The 19,220-nt window shown below is 40.8% G+C and carries 15 protein-coding genes; 9 read left to right on the forward strand and 6 right to left on the reverse strand.

What is annotated here, in order from left to right:
* The first annotated feature begins 148 nt into the window (after positions 1-148).
* On the forward strand, positions 149-1,615 hold the full coding sequence (locus HUS26_RS00855) for a YdiU family protein (RefSeq protein ID WP_173915354.1): 1,467 nt from the start codon (positions 149-151) through the stop codon (positions 1,613-1,615).
* Positions 1,616-1,673: 58 nt separating this feature from the next.
* On the opposite strand, the gene HUS26_RS00860 is transcribed toward HUS26_RS00855, so the two are convergent.
* Entirely contained in the window at positions 1,674-2,063 is a 390-nt protein-coding gene (locus HUS26_RS00860) for an RDD family protein (protein WP_173915355.1), read from the reverse strand.
* A gap of 164 nt (positions 2,064-2,227) precedes the next feature.
* Complete coding sequence (locus HUS26_RS00865; RefSeq protein ID WP_173915356.1) at positions 2,228-2,749, reverse strand: hypothetical protein; 522 nt, start codon at positions 2,747-2,749, stop codon at positions 2,228-2,230.
* A gap of 257 nt (positions 2,750-3,006) precedes the next feature.
* On the opposite strand from HUS26_RS00865, the gene HUS26_RS00870 reads away from it, so the two are divergent.
* A complete protein-coding gene (locus tag HUS26_RS00870) occupies positions 3,007-3,873 on the forward strand; it encodes a YitT family protein (RefSeq protein ID WP_254434106.1) in 867 nt (288 codons plus the stop codon).
* Positions 3,874-3,967: 94 nt separating this feature from the next.
* Here the strand turns inward: HUS26_RS00870 and HUS26_RS00875 are convergent, their stop codons facing one another.
* Entirely contained in the window at positions 3,968-4,150 is a 183-nt protein-coding gene (locus tag HUS26_RS00875; protein ID WP_173915357.1) for a hypothetical protein, read from the reverse strand.
* A 325-nt stretch (positions 4,151-4,475) separates the two neighbouring features.
* Here HUS26_RS00875 and HUS26_RS00880 point away from each other — a divergent pair, with 325 nt between their 5' ends.
* On the forward strand, positions 4,476-5,477 hold the full coding sequence (locus HUS26_RS00880) for a C40 family peptidase (RefSeq protein ID WP_254434107.1): 1,002 nt from the start codon (positions 4,476-4,478) through the stop codon (positions 5,475-5,477).
* Positions 5,478-5,481: 4 nt separating this feature from the next.
* Here HUS26_RS00880 and HUS26_RS00885 read toward each other — a convergent pair whose 3' ends face one another.
* Entirely contained in the window at positions 5,482-5,982 is a 501-nt protein-coding gene (locus HUS26_RS00885) for an HIT family protein (RefSeq protein WP_173915358.1), read from the reverse strand.
* 182 nt (positions 5,983-6,164) lie between these two features.
* Between HUS26_RS00885 and HUS26_RS00890 the strand changes: the two genes are divergently transcribed.
* On the forward strand, positions 6,165-7,736 hold the full coding sequence (locus HUS26_RS00890; RefSeq protein WP_173915359.1) for a phosphodiester glycosidase family protein: 1,572 nt from the start codon (positions 6,165-6,167) through the stop codon (positions 7,734-7,736).
* Between the two features lie 40 nt (positions 7,737-7,776).
* Here HUS26_RS00890 and HUS26_RS00895 read toward each other — a convergent pair whose 3' ends face one another.
* The gene (locus HUS26_RS00895) at positions 7,777-8,745 is read right to left on the reverse strand and encodes a M20/M25/M40 family metallo-hydrolase (protein WP_173915360.1); all 969 of its coding nucleotides are present in this window, start codon (positions 8,743-8,745) and stop codon (positions 7,777-7,779) included.
* Between the two features lie 237 nt (positions 8,746-8,982).
* On the opposite strand from HUS26_RS00895, the gene HUS26_RS00900 reads away from it, so the two are divergent.
* The 5 genes from HUS26_RS00900 (at position 8,983) to HUS26_RS00920 (ending at position 18,259) form a co-directional block, all read left to right on the forward strand.
* Complete coding sequence (locus HUS26_RS00900) at positions 8,983-9,705, forward strand: MurR/RpiR family transcriptional regulator (protein WP_173915361.1); 723 nt, start codon at positions 8,983-8,985, stop codon at positions 9,703-9,705.
* Between the two features lie 131 nt (positions 9,706-9,836).
* Positions 9,837-11,777, forward strand: a complete 1,941-nt coding sequence (mngA, locus tag HUS26_RS00905) for a PTS 2-O-a-mannosyl-D-glycerate transporter subunit IIABC (protein WP_173915362.1) — start codon at positions 9,837-9,839, stop codon at positions 11,775-11,777.
* Positions 11,778-11,796: 19 nt separating this feature from the next.
* A complete protein-coding gene (gene mngB, locus HUS26_RS00910; protein ID WP_173915363.1) occupies positions 11,797-14,409 on the forward strand; it encodes a mannosylglycerate hydrolase in 2,613 nt (870 codons plus the stop codon).
* 361 nt (positions 14,410-14,770) lie between these two features.
* Positions 14,771-17,536, forward strand: a complete 2,766-nt coding sequence (locus tag HUS26_RS00915; protein WP_173915364.1) for a hypothetical protein — start codon at positions 14,771-14,773, stop codon at positions 17,534-17,536.
* A gap of 366 nt (positions 17,537-17,902) precedes the next feature.
* Entirely contained in the window at positions 17,903-18,259 is a 357-nt protein-coding gene (locus tag HUS26_RS00920) for a hypothetical protein (RefSeq protein WP_173915365.1), read from the forward strand.
* A 40-nt stretch (positions 18,260-18,299) separates the two neighbouring features.
* Here HUS26_RS00920 and HUS26_RS00925 read toward each other — a convergent pair whose 3' ends face one another.
* On the reverse strand, positions 18,300-19,067 hold the full coding sequence (locus HUS26_RS00925; protein WP_173915366.1) for a MerR family transcriptional regulator: 768 nt from the start codon (positions 19,065-19,067) through the stop codon (positions 18,300-18,302).
* Positions 19,068-19,220 lie beyond the last annotated feature (153 nt).

Consider the following 19,220-nt stretch of genomic DNA (forward strand, 5'->3'; position numbering starts at 1 on the left):
CTTTTTTGTAAAGTTATATCTCTGGTTATATCGGGTAATTAACAGTAAAAAGAATTTTAAAAGAAAATCATAGGAGACCTATGATTTTTTGCTTTTTGCAGAGACTATGATTAGATGGACATATGACAAATGAAACGAAGGAGATATAATGATACAATCTAACGAAGCAGGATGGAATTTTAATAACAGTTATGCACGTCTGCCTGATCCATTTTTTGAAAAGGTCGAACCGGACCCTGTAATTGAACCGGAGCTCGTCTTATTTAATAAGTCTTTAGCCGAATCATTAGGGTTAGATTCAAAGAAGCTGGAAAGCCGGGAAGGCGCAGATGTTTTTGCTGGTAACGAAATTCCTGAAGGGGCTTTTCCAATTGCCCAGGCTTATGCAGGACATCAGTTCGGGAATTTTACAATGCTGGGCGACGGCCGGGCTGTGCTGCTGGGTGAGCAGATGACGCCTTCAGGTGAACGGTTTGATATTCAGCTTAAAGGCTCAGGACGTACCCCGTTCTCACGCGGGGGTGATGGCCGGGCAACACTTGGACCAATGCTGCGCGAATATATTATTAGTGAATCCATCCATGCGCTTGGCATTCCAACGAATCGCAGCCTTGCTGTCGTGACAACCGGCGAGTCTGTGCTCCGTGAAAACGAACTCCCTGGAGCCGTCTTAACTCGTGTTGCACCAAGTCACCTTAGGATTGGGACGTTTGAGTATGCGGCTCAATGGGGAGGCGAAGAGGCAATTAAAACTCTGGCTGATTATGCGATCAAACGTCACTACCCAGAACTTCAAGAAAAAGAAGATCGTTATGTGAAGTTATTTGAAGAAGTGATCGATCGACAGGCTGCATTAATTGCCAAATGGCAGCTCGTCGGCTTCATCCATGGTGTGATGAATACGGATAATATGACGATCAGCGGCGAAACCATCGATTATGGGCCATGTGCTTTTATGAACGAATATAACCCGGCAACTGTATTCAGCTCGATTGATGTCCAAGGTCGCTACGCTTATCAAAACCAGCCGCCGATTGGTCAGTGGAATCTCGCGCGGTTTGGAGAAACGCTGCTGCCGCTGTTTCATGAAAATCAGGAGCAAGCGGTGGAACTCGCTCAGAACGCTCACTCAAAATATGAAGAGCTGTACCGGAGCCACTGGCTTGAAGGCATGAGGAAAAAGCTCGGTTTCCAAAATGAAGCCGCTCAGGATGAACCATTAATCGATGATCTTTTAAGCATAATGAAAAAGCATGAAGCTGATTTTACCAACACCTTCCGTGCGTTATCGATGGATAAGCCTGAAGATACGCCAATGAATGATACACCTGAATTCAAGAATTGGTATAATCAGTGGCAGGCACGCCTCGACAGGCAGGAAGCATTGAAAACCTCTTCCTATGAACGAATGAAGCAATCAAACCCTGCCGTAATTCCAAGAAATCATCTTGTTGAAGGTGCTCTTGAGGCAGCCGTGAAGGATAGAGATTACAGCGTGATGGAGCGGCTGCTTGAAGTTCTGGCAGAACCGTATGCGTATTCTTCTAAGCATGAGGAATACACGAAGCTGCCGCCAGCCTGCGATCGTCCCTACCGAACTTTTTGTGGAACGTGATGAAGTGAAAAAGAAACGCCATTTGGTGGATGCCAAAGGCGTTATTTTTTTGTGGTTATTAGGGCTCTCTCACTGCCGTTCCTGAATAACGATCGTGGGGAAGGACGGATCCATCTTCGCCTTCAAACGACTTTCGGTTTTTTAGGTAATCAAAAGTGCTCACAGTATCCCGATATGCCATTCGCTTTATGATTTGGCTTGAACTCAGCTCTGAACCTTCTTCATTTTCAAGAGCCAGTCCCATTGTTTTGTAGCCAATCGTCTGACCGCATTGACGCATTTGGGCGTATTCAAGACTCCACATAACAGCAGTTGGCGTCACCAAAGCATGAAACGCTTCATTCTTGATTTTCTTACGCAGCAGGAATTCAACACCAGCCGTTACTGCCGTAGAAATGGCAAAATCAATCATCAGCGCTTTGGTTCGTTTTTTTGTAATGGATTTCATCAAAATTCCCTCCTTCTCTACTTCTGCCTATTACTTACGATCGGTTGGGAATTAAGTTTCAATAAGTTTGAGGGTTTCAGGTAGTTCCCTAAAAAAGCTCATAAAGCATCTAACGAAAAAAGCTTGTAGAGAAAAGGTTTCTCTACAAGCTTCTAGTTATAAATCTATTCACGGTGAGATTGCTGCAGAATCTTCTCATGCTCGTGATATCTATTTTCGCGGTCGTAGTCACGAAGGAGCGGGTTATACTCCTCATCTTCATAACGGGCAGGACTGTGCTTTCCGGAAGACTTATATTTAATATGGAACTCTTCATGGAAATCAGGCTCTTCGTCTCGATTGGCTTCGGACTGCCTCATCCCTGCAATCCACGTGTCGAATTTATAAGTGCCTCGATCAATAATTTGGCACAAGTCTTCGAGAGATTGAGTAAGTTCCGTTAAACAATCCAGTCCGTTCCTTAAGATAATTCCTTTTTCCTTCGCTTTATCTACAGAATGCTCCAATCTGTAAGTATCTTCTTGGTACTCGAATTCTATAAAACAGCTGTTGCGGTCCCAATTGAAAATAAAGTCGTCTACCTTTAATCTCTTGATCACTTTGGCCAGCTTCTTTTCACACATAAACTGCTCTTTGTATGGCATCCATTTGAATAGAATGTTCTTGAAGATATTAACGTTGGACATACCATTTCACCTTCCTTTTATATTGGCACTCTACGATGGCCTATATTTAGGAAATTCTACAAAATAATCAAATCCCCTGTAAAAATCGTTAGACAAATATCGATAAATTTTGCAAAATATGGATAATTAGTCTGTTAGATTTTAAAATAAGTATGTAAAGTGTTCGTCCTCGGAAAGCGAGCACCTCTCAAGTATAGTATTATAATAAGAAAGTTATTTTTCTATCATCTATTTCTATGAGAAGGGCTTGATATTCATTGGCAATAAGTAAGAAAAAACGTGTATTGAACGAAACGAAGCAAATCATCATGATCACTATTGGTGCAATTATTGCGGCAGCTGGTCTTGAATTTTTCCTAGTTCCGAACAATATTTTAGATGGAGGAGTCATTGGTCTTTCTATCATTGCAGCCGAATTGACCGGCCTGCAGATGAGTATCTTCCTCCTTATCTTAAACCTGCCGTTCCTTTATATCGGTTATCGAAAAATTGGGCCGAAGTTTACGGTACATACTTTATATGGAGTTATCATCTTATCTGCCAGTACGGCTTACTTTCACCATTTTGAGAGGGCTACCGACGATTTATTTCTGGCAACGGTAATCGGAGCCGTCATTCTCGGTACAGGGGTTGGGCTGGTTATTCGTACAGGAGGCTCTTTAGATGGTACGGAGATCATTGCGATTTTTGTCAGCAAAAGACGTCCTGTATCTGTCGGACAGTTTATTATGATCGTGAATGTCTTTATCTTTATTCTTGCTGCCTTTTTAGTTTTCAGCTGGGAAACGGCGATGTATTCCATTATTACATATTATATAGCTTATAAAATGATCGATATTGTAGTAGAAGGTATGGAAGAACTGAAGTCGGTGACTATTATTTCAAATGTCCCTGAAGAAATTTCGGATTCTCTCATTAAACAACTGGGACGAGGAATGACGTATATTCAAGGGCAGGGTGTTTTTACAAATGAGCCTAAAAAGATTATTTATACGATTGTCACACGAATAGAATTATCGACGCTAAGGTCAGTTGTTGCAGAAATTGATCCTGATGCGCTAGTGGCCATCGAAAATATTGCAGACGTTACTGGCAGCAACTTTGACAGAGTTTCATCACATTAATATGTAAAAAGGGCTGTATCCGTCGATCAGGTGCTACCCTTTTAATTTAATCATTTTTATGTAGTCTGCTGTGTAAAAATATATTCACAGAAGGTTAACCTCTCGTTCTTTTATTCGCCCGATGTTCTGTGGCAAAGCTGATGACTGCTATAAGAAACAAAACAGTGGAAAGCCAAAGAACGATTCCGTTTAATTCTCCATCATAAACCGTTACATTCACGAGCGTCATCGTATGCATGAATAAAACAACAAGGAACAATACAAAATAGGTTTTCAATCAAATCCACCTCCACATTAATTATTCCAGAATAAAGGATTTAACTCAATCTCTATGGCCCGGTTTGATACAATGAAGATATTGTAATTCAAGGTTAAGGGGATATTTATTTGTTTAAACGTTTAAAGTACCCAATAGTACTTATTACTATAATTTCTTTCTTTGGCATCTTGCTCTGGAAAACTGATTTCACTCAGCCCCATCCTGTGGTAAAAGAGGCTGAGCAGCATATCGGTGTACCTCTTAGGGGGGAGGAGCTTTTCCCGAGCAAGGCTTTGACAGTTCGGGGTTTATACAATATGTATTCAATGAAGTGTACGGTTTCATGCTGCCCCGCACACTTGAACACCAGGTGGAACTAGGGGAGGAAGTAGCTCGTGATGACTTGCAGGAAGGCGATGTTTTGTTCTTCAGTAAAGATGAGAAGGGAGTGTCTCATTCGGCGATTTATATGGAAGATGACCGCCTGATTCATCCAACGGTTTCTAACGGAGTAGAGATCACTTCTTTTGAAGGGAGCAGCTATTGGAGCGAAACATTCACAGAAGCGAGAAGAATCACAGAGCCGCCGGCCATAGCGGAGGATAACGATATTGTCGCTGGAGCTCTGGAATATATAGGAGTTCCTTACGTATTTGGAGGAGAAACACCGGATGGCTTTGACTGCTCCGGACTGATCCAATACGTATTTGAAAAGGTAAGCGGCATTTATCTCCCTCGCACAACCGATCAGCAGTGGGAAGCAGGGGAGGAAGTACCTATGGAAGATATCAAGCCTGGCGATGTTCTATTTTTCAGTGATACTTATCGTGAGGGGATTTCTCATAATGGGATTTACATTGGAGGCGGCCAGTTTATTCACGCGTCAAGAACACAGGAAGTAACAACCTCTTATGTCAGTGCTGCTTACTGGCAGGAGAAATTCACGGGGATTAAAAGATTTACTGATCTGAAGATTACAAGTGATCATCCACTTGTAGCGGAGGCAGCGCGTTATATTCAAGAAGTCCCTTATGAAAGCGGTGGGACGACTCGCTCAGGTTTTGATACAGCGGGGTTCATACAATATGTTTTTAAGGACGCAGAAGGAATAGAGCTTCCTCGTTACGTTGATGAACAGTGGGAAGTGGGAGAGAATGTCGAGAAGGAAGATCTTCAGCCGGGCGATGTGGTATTTTTTGAAGCCGATTTTTTAAACCCGGCGATTTATGCAGGGAAAGGGCAGGTGATTCACGTGACGCCGGATGACGGTGTGACGGGGACCTATCTTGAGGCGGATAATTATTGGGCAACGAAGTATTATGGAGCGAAACGAATTAGGAAGTAAAAAGTCAGCCAGAAGCTGACTTTTTATTTAATTCCTTTTTTAAGGAACTGAGCGCATTCATCACTTCCTTAATGTTTTCTTGATCGTTCATATGATTTCTGGCGTGAAGTAAGGATGGTCTTACTGATTCAACAGACCGTCCGAACTTGTACATCCATTCGTACCTTGGGACCATCCAAGTATGGAAATGGTGAGTAGTATCTTCATTATAAAAATAATAAACATGTTCGAGCCCTAATACTTTTCTTTGAGCTTCTCTTATCTTTGTTAACACCTCAATGTAATCCAATTTCTCAGCTTCAGTTAATTCATCCAATCCTTTAATGTGCCTTTTGGAAGCTAAAATCATTAAGCCCTTAATAGGGTAGGCGACATCCTGATGAGCATGGAAGTATTCGGTTTCTACAACCACACCTCCATCAGGCTTTATAAGGCCACTCGTTAAGGCGCAGCTTAAACATTCTACTTCCACGGTCTTACCATTTGATAAAGTGATTTTTCTCAATAGATTTTATCCTCCTGCTCAATATCTTAATGTTCATTATTTCAAATCTTAGTTAATTCCACAATAAGGAATTTTTGTTATAAAATTGTGTATGGATTTTGGTTGGATAGGGAATAGAAAAGAAGTGTTTTTAATAGCACTGGTACATTAACAACAAAATAAAGTGGAAGGGTGGATTTCCTATGAAACATCTATTAAGGGTAAAATTAATCGTAAGCCTCCTGTTGTTTTCTGCCATTTTCTTAGCTGGACTGACTAATGAAGATGTTAAAGCGCAGCCGTCTAAAAATGAAGAAAGTCTTTCTATCGGAAAAAATCATTTGCCGGAATCACGAACGGTCACACAATTGACGACTGGGGTTACTCACACTGAAATTTCGCGGGGCTATAAATCAGATAAAGCCTATTATACTGTTGATATTGATTTTTTTGATGAAAGGGATGAGGCAGAGGCTCTTTCTGCCAATTTAAAAGATGACGGTTATCAAACGGAGATTCACCAAGTAAAAAATCTACATAAGAAATCGACAGATGTGACTGATAAAAAAATTGGGTATGTTGTGCGGACGGGGAAATTTAAACAAAAACAGCAAGCTGACGATTTAGCTGCTCAAGTGAAAGCTGATGGTTATCAAGGGGCTAGTGTCGCATACTCCGAGTACGATGGAACCACTAAAACTACTGGCCCTTGGAAGCTTGATGTGATCGAAATCGATCCTGATCAATTTAAAGGTGAACTAACGAATGTTCTCGCAAACGATAAAATTCAGGAGCGTGAAACGGTGTTGTCGATGGCCCGCAGGAAAAATGCGATCGCTGGAATGAATGGCGGATATTTTGTCGTTGGATCAAGAGATGGAACACCTGGAGATCCAGCAGGGGCTTATATCGTCGATGGCCATTTAGTAAGCGAAGCGATTGGAGAGCGAACGAGTTTACTGCTTTCCGAAAACCAGGCAGAAATGGCTGAAGTATCGACCGCATTAAGCTTGCAGCTAGAGGATGGAACAACGGAAGTAATTGATGGGATTAATCGTAAGCCCGGGTTAATACGAAGCTGTGGCGGAGTCGGCGATGAACCTGCGAATCTTCCAAAACATGACGTAACCTGTACCGATGAATCAGAAATCATCCAATACAATCACTTTTTCGGAGACACTACTCCTCAAGGAAAAGGATATGAAGTGGTAATAGATGAATCTGGCAAGGTGATAGAAACTTATTCTCAGCTTGGTCACCAGATACCGGAAAAAGGAAACGTAATTTCTGCGACAGGAGAGCAGGCGAAATGGCTGGAGGAAGAGGCTACTATAGGGGATACGCTAACAATTAATGAAAAAGTATACGCTGATGGTCGTCAAATAGATACTCCTGCTACTCTAGACTTGACCAGCGGCGGCCCTCAGCTTCTTGAGAATAGCACGATTAATATTCAAGCACAGGAAGAAGGGTTTCGCTGGAGCAAAGACTTTTATTATCACTTTGCCCAATATCGCCATCCAAGATCACTTGCCGGGATTAAAGAAAATGGCAACATCCTTCTGGTAACTGTCGATGGCCGTAATCCAGAGAAGAGTATAGGCCTGAGTTTCTATGAAAGTGCCGAGGTGCTTCGATCTCTAGGAGCAATCGAAGGTATGAACCTTGATGGCGGGGGATCAACTACAATGGTGGCAGATAATCAAATCGTCAATCTTCCATCAGATCCAGCGGGAGAGCGACCTGTGTCAGATGGGATTTTCCTTTTAGAATAAAAAATAATAAAGTCAGGCATTGAAAATGCCTGACTTTATTTTATTTAGACGTATCTGTTTTATTCATAAATTTTAATAGATCCGTCAACAGCGTGCTGAACGTAGATAAATGCGCCTGCACTCTTCCGGGATATTCTCCCTCAATAAACTCAAGATTATCGTTGCTCGTATGCCAAATGCCGCCATGCTCTACCGTCTGATCATAGCCATCCAAGTAGCCGATTTCCCAGTTTGTTGCTTCTAAATATCCATAAGGAATGCCTTTTGTTTTAAATGGGGCATGATCACTCCAGTCGCCTGTCGTACCGGCAGGGTAGTCAGGATTTAAGCCTGGATTGGTTTCCACATCCAACTTTTTCTTCTCCGCAATCGCTAACGCCTGATCACGAATAAAGCCTTCCTCTTCAGCTCCGCCATACACATACATCTGATCGCCCACAGCAAGGCTGTCCAAATTAATCATGCCCACTGTGTTGGCAATCTCTTCTTCTGACATCTGATCCGCATAGTATTTTGAGCCCTGCAGCCCGGCTTCTTCCGCACCAAATGCTATAAAGACAATCGAATAAGGTGTTTTGATATGCTTTAACACTTCGGCTGTTTCTAAAAGGACGCCAACGCCTGAGGCATTATCATCCACGCCCCGGCCAACGGATACCGAATCATAGTGTGCCCCCACAATAATCTGCTTGTTCGATTTACCTTTTTTATAAGAGACCAGGTTAGAAGAGGACTTTGAATTTCCATAGGTAAACTCCTGAACATCTGTCTCTAGTCCGATTCGTTCAAACTGACCTTGAATGTATTGCTCGGCCTTTCTTTCATTTTCTGTCCCAGCCACTCTAGGACCAATCTCATAAGCGAGATGCTTCATGTGTTGATAAGCGATGGCTCCCGATTTGTGGACAGCTGACGGGTGGTATGTAACGGGGTTTGCAGAAACACTGCTTGCAAGAGTAAGCATGCCAATGATTAAAGCAGTCATCAATACTGAGAACTTCTTTTTCATACCAAATGCGCTCCTTTCCATATTGGGTTCTCTGTATAGATTAATAGATTATATATAAAAAAGAAACGAAATTTTATGAAATATCTGTAAAATATAATAGTTTCGACATGATGACTTATTTTAAGTGTTATTTCCCGGGAAATTTGAATAACTTCCCACTATATCAATTCACTTCTATTAATTGCCGATTCCCGATAAGAAAGAAATGTTATAATAAGCCTTTGAAGAGGTGAATAGATGAATATTAAAGATAGAGCCCATAAATATGAATATAAGCTTAATGACACAGACGACCAGATTATTGAATACATTTTAGCCAATAAATCGACCGTTGTTGAAACCTCAATTCAAACCTTAGCAAAAAATTTATATACGGTTCCAAATACAATTACACGGCTCTCAAGGAAATTAGGATATGATGGCTTTTCACAGTTAAAAAACAGCCTGAAGGAAGAGGTCATAAAGGAGGAACAACCGGAGACTGAAATCTACAATATAAAAAAGACGCTTGAGTTATTAGATGAAGAATTGCTTGTGAGTATGGCGAAAAAGATAAAGCAGTCTGGTCATGTGTATTTGTTTGGTGTCGGCGATACCGCTCCTTTTTGTGAGATTATGTCCACTCATTTTAAAATTGGCGGAATGAATTCAGAGTTTTTCCTTCATCGGCATGATGCGGTTTATGCCATTAACCATGCGAAAAATCAGGATGTTTTGTTTCTAATCAGTATGTCAGGGGAAACTGAGCAGATTTTGGAAATTGCTCGATTGGCAAAGGAGAAAGGAATTACGATCATCTCACTGACTCATTTCTCAAGCAACACGTTAGAAAAGATGGCGGATTACCGTTTTTTCTTTTACTCTCCAAAGCGGATGCTTGAGAACTACAACATTTCTGATAAAACTCCTGTGATGCTGGCGCTTCAGCAGTTTTCAAATATATTTTGGGAAACCACTTGATGTGTATAAATACACAAATAAGTGGTTTCTTTTTATTAGTCCGTGTACTTTTACAAAGAAAAGAAAGCGCTTACCAGTTGTGTGATAAGCTTTTTGCAAATGAGATGATGATTTGAGGGGAGGAGAAAGTTTTGTTATTAAAAAGTTTAACATCTAAGCAGTTAATCCATACAGATCAAATGTTTTCTTCAAAAGAAGAAGTAGTTCGTTATTTAGTTGACCAGCTTTATAAAGAAGGAAAACTCCATTCGGCTGATGAGTTTTATCAAGCCGTGATGGAAAGAGAATCCCTATCTCCGACGGGGCTTGAGGGAGGGCTCGCTATTCCTCACGGCAAGTCATCTGCGGTTAAGGAAGCCGCGTTTGCAGTTGCCACTCTAAGGAAGCCAATTGCCGATTGGGAGAGTGTGGATGAGAACAATCGAGTGGAACTCGTTATGCTTTTGGCTATCCCTGATAATGAAGCAGGCTCTACACACTTAAGCCTTTTATCTGAATTAATGACACGAATGGCAGACCCGGCCTATAAACAAAGATTGATGGCTGCACAAACAAGTGAACAGTTTTACTATGCTCTTGATTATGAAGAAGAGGAAGAAACTGCAGCCCCTCAGGCAGACAAACTAATTCTCGCCGTGACGGCCTGCCCGGCAGGTATCGCTCATACGTACATGGCTGCCGAAGCTTTAGTTCGAGCTGGTAAAGAATTAAATGCAGAAGTAAAGGTTGAAAAACAAGGTGCAAATGGGATTGAAGACCGCCATTTAAAAAAAGATATTCGGCGTGCAGAAGCAGTTATTTTTGCTGCTGATGTAGCGGTTAAAGATCCAGGCAGGTTTGCTGAACTGCCAAAAGTAACTACTAGTGTAGCGGCTCCGCTTAAAAATGCAAAAGGGATTGTAGGAGAAGCGATTCAAAAAGCAAAGAAGCCATCTGAGCAGGATGTAGAGGATTATCCAGAAGAAGATGAACCTGAAGAGAAATCATTTAAAGCAGAAATCAAAGATTCCATTATGACAGGGATTTCTTATATCATTCCTGTTATTGTCGCAGGCGGTATGACGCTGGCATTTGCTGTATTAGTAGCGCAAGCCTTTGGATTACAGGAAGTGTATGACCAGGAGGGCTCATGGCTGTGGTTGTTCCGTCAGTTAGGCGGTAATATGCTCGGAACGTTAATGATTCCGATTCTATCCGCATACATGGCTTACTCCATAGGTGATAAGCCTGCACTTGGACCAGGTTTTGCTGCAGGGATTGCCGCTAACTTAATCGGCAGTGGTTTCCTTGGCGGAATGCTTGGTGGTTTCTTAGCTGGTTATATTATTAAGTTTTTAAAGAAGCATGTACAAACTTCTGGAACATTCTCTGGATTCGTCAGCTTCTGGTTATATCCAGTCGCCGGTACCTTATCGGTTGGAGCGATTATGCTCTTTGTTATTGGAGAACCGTTAGCCTTTCTAAATAACGGCCTGATTAGCTGGCTCGAAGGCTTGTCCGGAGGGAATGCCATTTTATTAGGTGTGATATTAGGAGCAATGGTTTCCTTTGACCTTGGAGGACCTGTAAACAAAGCGGCTTACACTTTCTGTATTGGTGCCATGGCCAGTGGGAATATAATGCCTTATGCTGCTTTTGCATCCGTAAAAATGGTATCTGCTTTTGGCGTAACCGGCGCCACAATTATCGGGAAGAAATACTTTACAAAACCTGAGCAGGAAGTAGGAAAGCAGACATGGCTGCTTGGTTTAGCAGGAATTACTGAAGGTGCAATTCCGTTTATGATCAATGATCCGCTCCGCGTGATTCCATCATTGATCGCAGGATCTGCTGTGACTGGCGGGATTGTGGCTTACTTTGGCATTGGATTGAATGTGCCTGGTGCCGGAATCTTTTCATTAGCCTTGCTGGAAGGACAACCCCTGTTCCTGGCTGCAAGTGTCTGGTTTGGAGCAGCTCTGCTTGGAGCTTTTATATCCATGATTCTATTAATTATAACTCGTAAACATAAACTTAAAAAACAAAAAACAAAATTAGAAACAGAAGAAGAAAAGCAATGGAAGACTGCGTAGTAAAGGAAGGGATTATTTTATGAAGCAAGTCCACGTCGTTCCGCATATGCACTGGGATCGGGAATGGTATTTTTCAACTGAAGAATCTAGAATTTTACTCGTTAATAATATGGAAGAGATTATGGACCGTTTGGAAACGGATCCTGACTATCCTTACTATGTCTTAGATGGTCAAACCTCTATTTTAGAAGATTACTTTGCGGTGAAACCGGAAGCTAAGGATCGGGTGAAGAAACTTGTCCAGCAAGGCAAGCTGATTATCGGCCCATGGTATACACAGACAGACGAAATGGTCGTTGGCAGTGAATCGATTGTTCGTAATCTGCTTTATGGGATTAAAGACAGCAAGGAATTCGGCCAGCCGATGATGATCGGATATCTTCCTGACTCTTTTGGACAATCCGCGCAAATGCCCCATATTTTTAACGGATTTGATATAAAATATACAATTTTCTGGCGGGGGACGTCTGAACGTCACGGTACCGATAAAACGGAATTCTACTGGGAAACAGCTGATGGTTCGAAGGTGCTCGTTCAGCTCCTGCCATTAGGATACGCAATTGGGAAGTACCTGCCGCAGGAAGAAAAAGCGTTAAAGCAGCGAATGGAAAAGTACTTTCCTGTATTAGATCGCGGGGCAACCACTGAGCATTTAGTGCTTCCCAACGGTCACGATCAAATGCCGATCCAAAAAGATATCTTTGAAGTCATGGGGAAGCTGAAGCAGTTATACCCTGACCGTGAGTTTTTCTTAAGCAAGTATGAAAACATATTTGCAGAAATTGAAAAACAAAATGATCTGGCCACTTTGGAAGGTGAATTTTTAGACGGTAAATACATGCGAGTACACCGAAGCATTTACTCGACCCGTATGGACATTAAAGCTGCCAACACAAGAGTCGAAAATAAAATTACTAATGTGTTGGAGCCGCTGGCTTCCATGGCTTATGATCTCGGTTTTGAATATCACCATGGGTTAATAGAATTAATATGGAAAGAAATCATGAAAAACCACGCCCATGACAGTATTGGCTGCTGTTGTTCAGATAAAGTTCATAGAGAGATCGCTAACAGGTTATTCCTAGCTGAAGAAAAAACCGATCAGCTGATTGAATTTTATAAAAGACAAATTGTTGATGCGGTCGATACTGAAGAAGATACTGACCGATTAACGTTATTTAACTTCTTGCCATATGAGCGCGAGGAAGTTGTAACCACAGAGATTATTTCAAAATATAAAGGCTTTTCTTTGGAAGATGCTCGAGGCAAGGCGTTAGATTATGAGATTCTTCACAAGGAAGAAATTGACCCTGGACTGATTGACCGCCAAATTGTTCACTACGGAAACTATGAACCTTTTATTAAGTATCAAATTCAGCTGAAAGAAACATTGCCGCCGATAGGCTACACCACCTTTTTTGTCAAAGAGAATGACGAGAAATCGGTGGAGGAAAGAAGGCAAAAAGATAGAGTAGAAACAGAGTACTATGAAGTATCAGTCAATCAGAATGGAACGTTAAACATCTATGATAAGCAATTAGGAAAGTCGTTTGATCAAGTGCTTCTGCTGGAGAATGGCGGAGATGACGGGGATGAATATGACTTCTCCCCACTTGAAGAGGAAGAGCTGATTTTCAGTGATGAGGTCGAAGCTGATATTAAGGCCGTGCAAAACAAATATGCTGCCGAAATTGACATTGAATACAGCTTAAAAGTTCCTGCGAATTTAGAGGACAGAAAGGTTGGCAAGAAAAACAGCCGTGTTGACGTAGGTCTGAACATCCACATACCTAATCATAAACCTATGATTGAGGTTTCCTGTGAACTTGATAATCAAGCAAGAGATCATCGGCTGCGCGCCTACATCCCAACTGACTTAAGTTCAAGCTTTTCAATTGCCGATAATCAATTTGGCCATATTAAAAGAAGTGTAGTTGACCCCGCCATGGATGTATGGCAGGAAGAGAACTGGAGCGAACGTCCAGATGCCATTTATCCGATGTTAAGTTATATCGGGTTATCGAACGAAGAGTATGGTGTCAGTGTACTGACAAACAGTACAAGAGAATATGAGATTACAGGCGATTCCTATAATACAATCGCTATCACTTTATTTAGGAGTATCGGCCATTTAGGGAAAGCGGAAATGCTTAGAAGACCTGGCAGGCCTTCAGGAATTAAGCTGCCAACGCCCGATTCTCAAATGATTGGAAAGCTTACAGTGGATTTTGCCTTGTACCTCCATAAAGGAAGTACATTGAAAGCCAATTCAGCAAGGGCAGCGAAAGACTTTTTAACACCTGTTCACACTTACAATAAGATTCCTTATAATGCGATGAAGCTTAACAAGTCTGATGTGATTACTCCAGTAGAATATCAACTTTTAAAAGAAACGGACGATTCGGCTGTATTAAGTACTTTAAAGAAATCAGAATGGGAAGATTCCCTTGTGATGAGAGTGTATAATGCAAAAGAAGAAGAGGTGGAAGCAGGATTTAAAATTGAAGGATTAAAAGAGGCTGTTCTTACAAACTTAAATGAAGATAAACTGGAAGACTTGGATATGAATAGAGAACGAATAGAGCTGTCTATTAAAGTAAATCAATCACAGACTTTTACAATTAAAAAATGACTAAAGCACCCGCTTAAAGCAGTAGGTTTTTAAGTGGGTTTTTTAAGGTCGTTGTTTTGTAACGTTACAAAACAACGACCTTAAAGGTTATTATTGAGAAAGTATCATTGACTCTATAAAACAACTATGTATAATGATTATATAATTACTCTTATTCTGTAATGAGTGTTATTTAACATTACAAATTATATTTTGTAATGTAAGATAATTAATATATTATAAGTTTTTTTGAAGTTTTTTGTAAGGGCTTACATAAATAAGGATAGCAGAGGGGATAAAAGCTTCCCTCTTTTATTATTTAAACCATACGTATAGGAGGTGTAGTAGTTAGCTGGGCTAAAAAAATACTGGAGGGAAATAAATGAAAAAATGGTTCACCATATTATTAATGGTTAGTTTAGCTGCCTTTTTACTCCTGCCAACAGGTGCAAAAGCTGAAGAAGCTGGTTATGATTTGGACGGCAATGGGAAATTAAATAAAGCGGATTTAAAGAAGCTGGAAAAAGCGGTTGATCGAAATGAGTATAATCCTATTTTTGATTTAGATGATGATCATGAGCTCACACTTAAAGACATTTCTTACTTTAAGAAGTTTGCTCTTAAAGCAGAAGATGAATTTTATTTAAATCTGGATCACTTGAATTGGCTGAACCAGGATGTCACAGTGGAGGGCATCGATATGTTAATTACGAGGCTTTATGCGGAGCCTGACAATCCTGATGATATTAGTGAAGGGTATCATTATGTGGGGGACCCTCAAGAGGGAATTGCTGCACTGGATGATGTGGCCCGTGCGGTAACGGCCTATGTAGAACATTACAAATTATACAAAGATCAGCATAGTATAGAGCAAATTAAAAAAGGCTTAGAATTTGTTATGTGGATGCAAGAGTCAGATGGGGACTTTAGAAATTTTGTAGCTGTTGATGAAAATGGTGATATTTATAAAAGAGATTCGCATTCTTCATCTAAAGATTTTAGTTACTGGGGAACCCGCGGGTATACGGCGATGAGTTATGCCTATGAAATTTTACTGGAAGAGGACCCTGAATTCGCTGGAAAAGTTAAACAACACATGGATTTATCCAGTCAGCGCATTTATGAAAGGATAAAACCTTTGTATGGTACATATGAAGAGAAAAGCGCCGTGGATTATCCAGCCTGGGATTTAGGGGATAATTGGGTATCAACGATTGCGCTTGATGCACTAACGAAGCATTACGATGTATCACCTGATGAAAGAGTAAAAGAAAATATTCAAATGCTTGGTGAAGCTTTATATGCTTCGCAATTTGGGGATTTCATTGAATACCCTTATGGCGGGTTTATGAGTACCTATGGAGATCGCTTAGATACTTGGAGTGAGTGGGGAAGTCAGCAAGTGGCTGCGATGGCTTTGGCTGGTGAAGCATTAGGAAATGAAAACTGGATCGATGCAGCAGAGCTTGCGGCTGACAGTTTCTTAAGTGACCTGGTTATTTCCGGCAGAGCTTTTTCCATGCAGCCTAATAACATCAAATATCCTCAGATTAATTATGGGACAGCCTCTTATGTAGATAATTATATTAAACTATATGAAGTTACAGGCAAAGATAAGTATGCATTTATGGCAGGCGTGGCTGGCCAATGGTGGCATGGAAATAACGACAAAGATCAGCCGATGTTCAACCAGGAGTATGGTGCAGCCTTTGATGCAATTGATGAAAATAAGGTGAACGTGAACTCTGGAGCGGAATCTAATGTAGAGGCGATTCGAGCTCTTGCAAGAATTTTAAAGCATGATGAGAGTAAGAAAGCTTTATTTTCTAAAGAAATAGAAAAAGAGAGTGCTTCTATCATTGAAATAGAAGATCAATATGTGGAAAAGCCAGATGAGTTATATGATCTTAGTAACGCTTCATTATCAGACCCAATGAAAGCAGTCGTTTTTAAAGATTCCACCGATCCAGCCCTGGATGAGACGAATGAGGATGCAGTAAAAGAAGATGTAATTCCTGAAGAATCACGTGATCAGGAAGCGGAAATATATGAGGATTGGTTCGGCCAAAATGCTCTATTTATAAAAGGCGATGGGGCCAATAATACAAGATTATATGATGATTCTTATTTATACAAAGATATTCCGGTAAAAAGTGAAGCCGGTTCTCCAGAAGTGGGTGATTTCGTTAATTTAGAATTCGCCACACGTTTAGAGTTCGAAACTCAGCTTCAGGCAGAGGTGCTTGCCCTTGATGAAAATGGGGAAAGTACGGTGATTTCTGAAGTGCAGGGCATGAACTATCATTACCGTCACTGGTATTCAGGCAGCAGTGCAATTAAGACGACCCCAGTGGCTCCTATACCCGAGGGCACTATGGATTTAAGAATTAAGTTTAGCGTCGATTCAGAAAATCAATGGTATAACAAGGGTTATGTTGCTTTAGCCGATGTAAATCTTTATAAAGCGAATACACCTGAATTAAGAGCTGGTGGAACTGATTTTTCTCAAGGCCAGTACATTGAAATGCCAGCTGGGGATGAAAAAGAAATCATTTTACCAGAAGAAGTGCAGACAGGAGCCTATCATGTTTATGTGAGCGCTAGAAGCAGTGAGGAAGCCAGCCAGATTAAAATGAATTTTGGCGGCGGTCAAGTATTATCTCTTGATTTACAAGATGAGAAAGAGGATGTAAATATCAACTATACAGGTACAGTTCAAATTACTGAAGGCGACCGCTCTTTCCGTTTATTAAATAAAGGTGACAGCCCGGCAGATGTCGATCAAATTACGCTTTATCCTGTTCGTACCAGTGCCACTTACGAAACATTAAAAGGTAAGACCTTCAGTGTAGTACGCGACAGCGTCAGTAATAACCTGGTAGTAGATGAGTTAAAAGAAGTAAAGAAGCGTCACGTGATTAATTCAGAGTATGAATTAAATGGGAGTACCGTTGTGATTAAAGGTAAAGTTACGGACATGAATGGAAAAGCCGTAAAGAATGAACACATTAAGATCAAGGCCGGAGATCAAACTTATAAAGTAAAAGCTGATGGGAGCGGAGAATTTACTAAGGAGCTTCCTTATGAGAAAGTGATGAAAAAGATCCACCTTAATTCTGGCAAAGGAACAGGATATCTATACTTTTAAAATATGGAGAGCCATGCAGAGTACGGCTCTGCATGGCTTTTTTTAGTTGGCGCTGTGGATTTATTGATATTATTAAGAATATAAATAACGGCAGTTGAGATGCCACAGTGTGGTCACGAGCTAGGTTAAAAGCGAAGCAGGCTCCCCGAATGCAGCCTTTATTCTGGAGTTCTATTATTATCCATTAGTTTCAGCCCGTTTAATTGGTATGATTAATCTTCCATCTCTGTTACCATGAGGATAAGGGCAAAGTACATGCCATTGTGATTACTTGGTTGTCCATGTAATCCTCCATTTTCACTTTGACATCCTGACGATGACGTTTAAATACTGCAGTTTTTCTTAGGGATAAAAAGGAGGATTATAATGGAACCGCGCATATTATTTATTGCGGAAAGTTACAAGGAGAACAATGATTTACTAAATCTTCTAGATGATAATAACATTTTCGTTCGTTGTGACTATATAGACCGTTGCAATCTAAATAATATAATATACGATCACCAAATAAATCTCATTCTTTTGGATGAATCATGCTTTTCCATGATGGGTTTTTTAAACAGTATCATAAGGGAAACAGCCATCATCCTCATTCTTCATCATCATGATGAAGACATAATTAAGACTTCCTGGAATTATAACGTTGCGGAAGTCATTGTAAAACCCGACTATTACGGTCTTCTACAGACCATCCATAAGGTTCTTAAAAACCATAGCCACTAAAAAAGAAGAGACTATCTAACCTCTAGATAGTCTCTTTTCTTTAAGCTTTATTCTTTTTTGTATAGATTACGATGGCATCCCGCAGGAATTCTGTCCCGCCTTTAACATGCTGATCGTAGTACTCCGTAAAGCGCTCATCTGCCACATACATTTCAGCAAGTCCCAAGTGGGCTTCTTTTGAATAAGAGGACCATGAATACATCAGCCAATCCTTATGCTTTGCTGCAAGTTCCTGAGCTTCCTCAGATGCCGGATCTCCTGTTTTATAGGCTTTTTCAAGTAACGTGATAATTTCATCCCCAAGCTTTGTCATGGCTTGATAATCTGCTTCGGAAATCCCCATAAGTTTGGCGATACTTGCGTCCACTGTCTCATCACCATACTTTTCCCGAATTTCTTTCCCATATTTCTTCTCGTTTTCATCTATCATTTTTTCCTTAAAGCCTTCAAACTTCTCTTTGTCTGACATCGCAATCCCTCCTTGTCGGGTTTCAATTGTCTTCTCGACAGTTGAAATAATTTTGTCCAGGCGGGCCCGTTTCTCTATTAGTTTATTGTAATGATTTTTCAGGGCATTGGTTGGATCAAAATCCGGCTGGTGGATCATCTCGGTGATATCCTCCAAACTAACCTCCAGTTCCCGGTAGAACAGGATTTGTTGCAGCAGATCCACTTCTTTCTGACCGTAAATGCGGTAACCAGAAGAATTGATCCTTGCCGGTTTTAACAGCCCGATTTGATCATAATATCGAAGTGTTCGGCCGCTCACACCCGACATTTGCGCTAATTGGCTTACGGTATATTCCATCTTTAACCCTCCTGACATTTATAATCATAAGGCTTTACGCAACGTAAAGCTCAAGGGGTTTTTTATAAAAATATCGTTTTCTTTTTGAATATCGACCAATTTTAAGTACACTCTGAAAAAGTCTAATGCGTATATTATGCCACTGCTTAGAAA

Origin of the sequence: Halobacillus sp. Marseille-Q1614, from assembly GCF_902809865.1 — a bacterium.
GTDB lineage: Bacteria > Bacillota > Bacilli > Bacillales > Halobacillaceae > Halobacillus_A.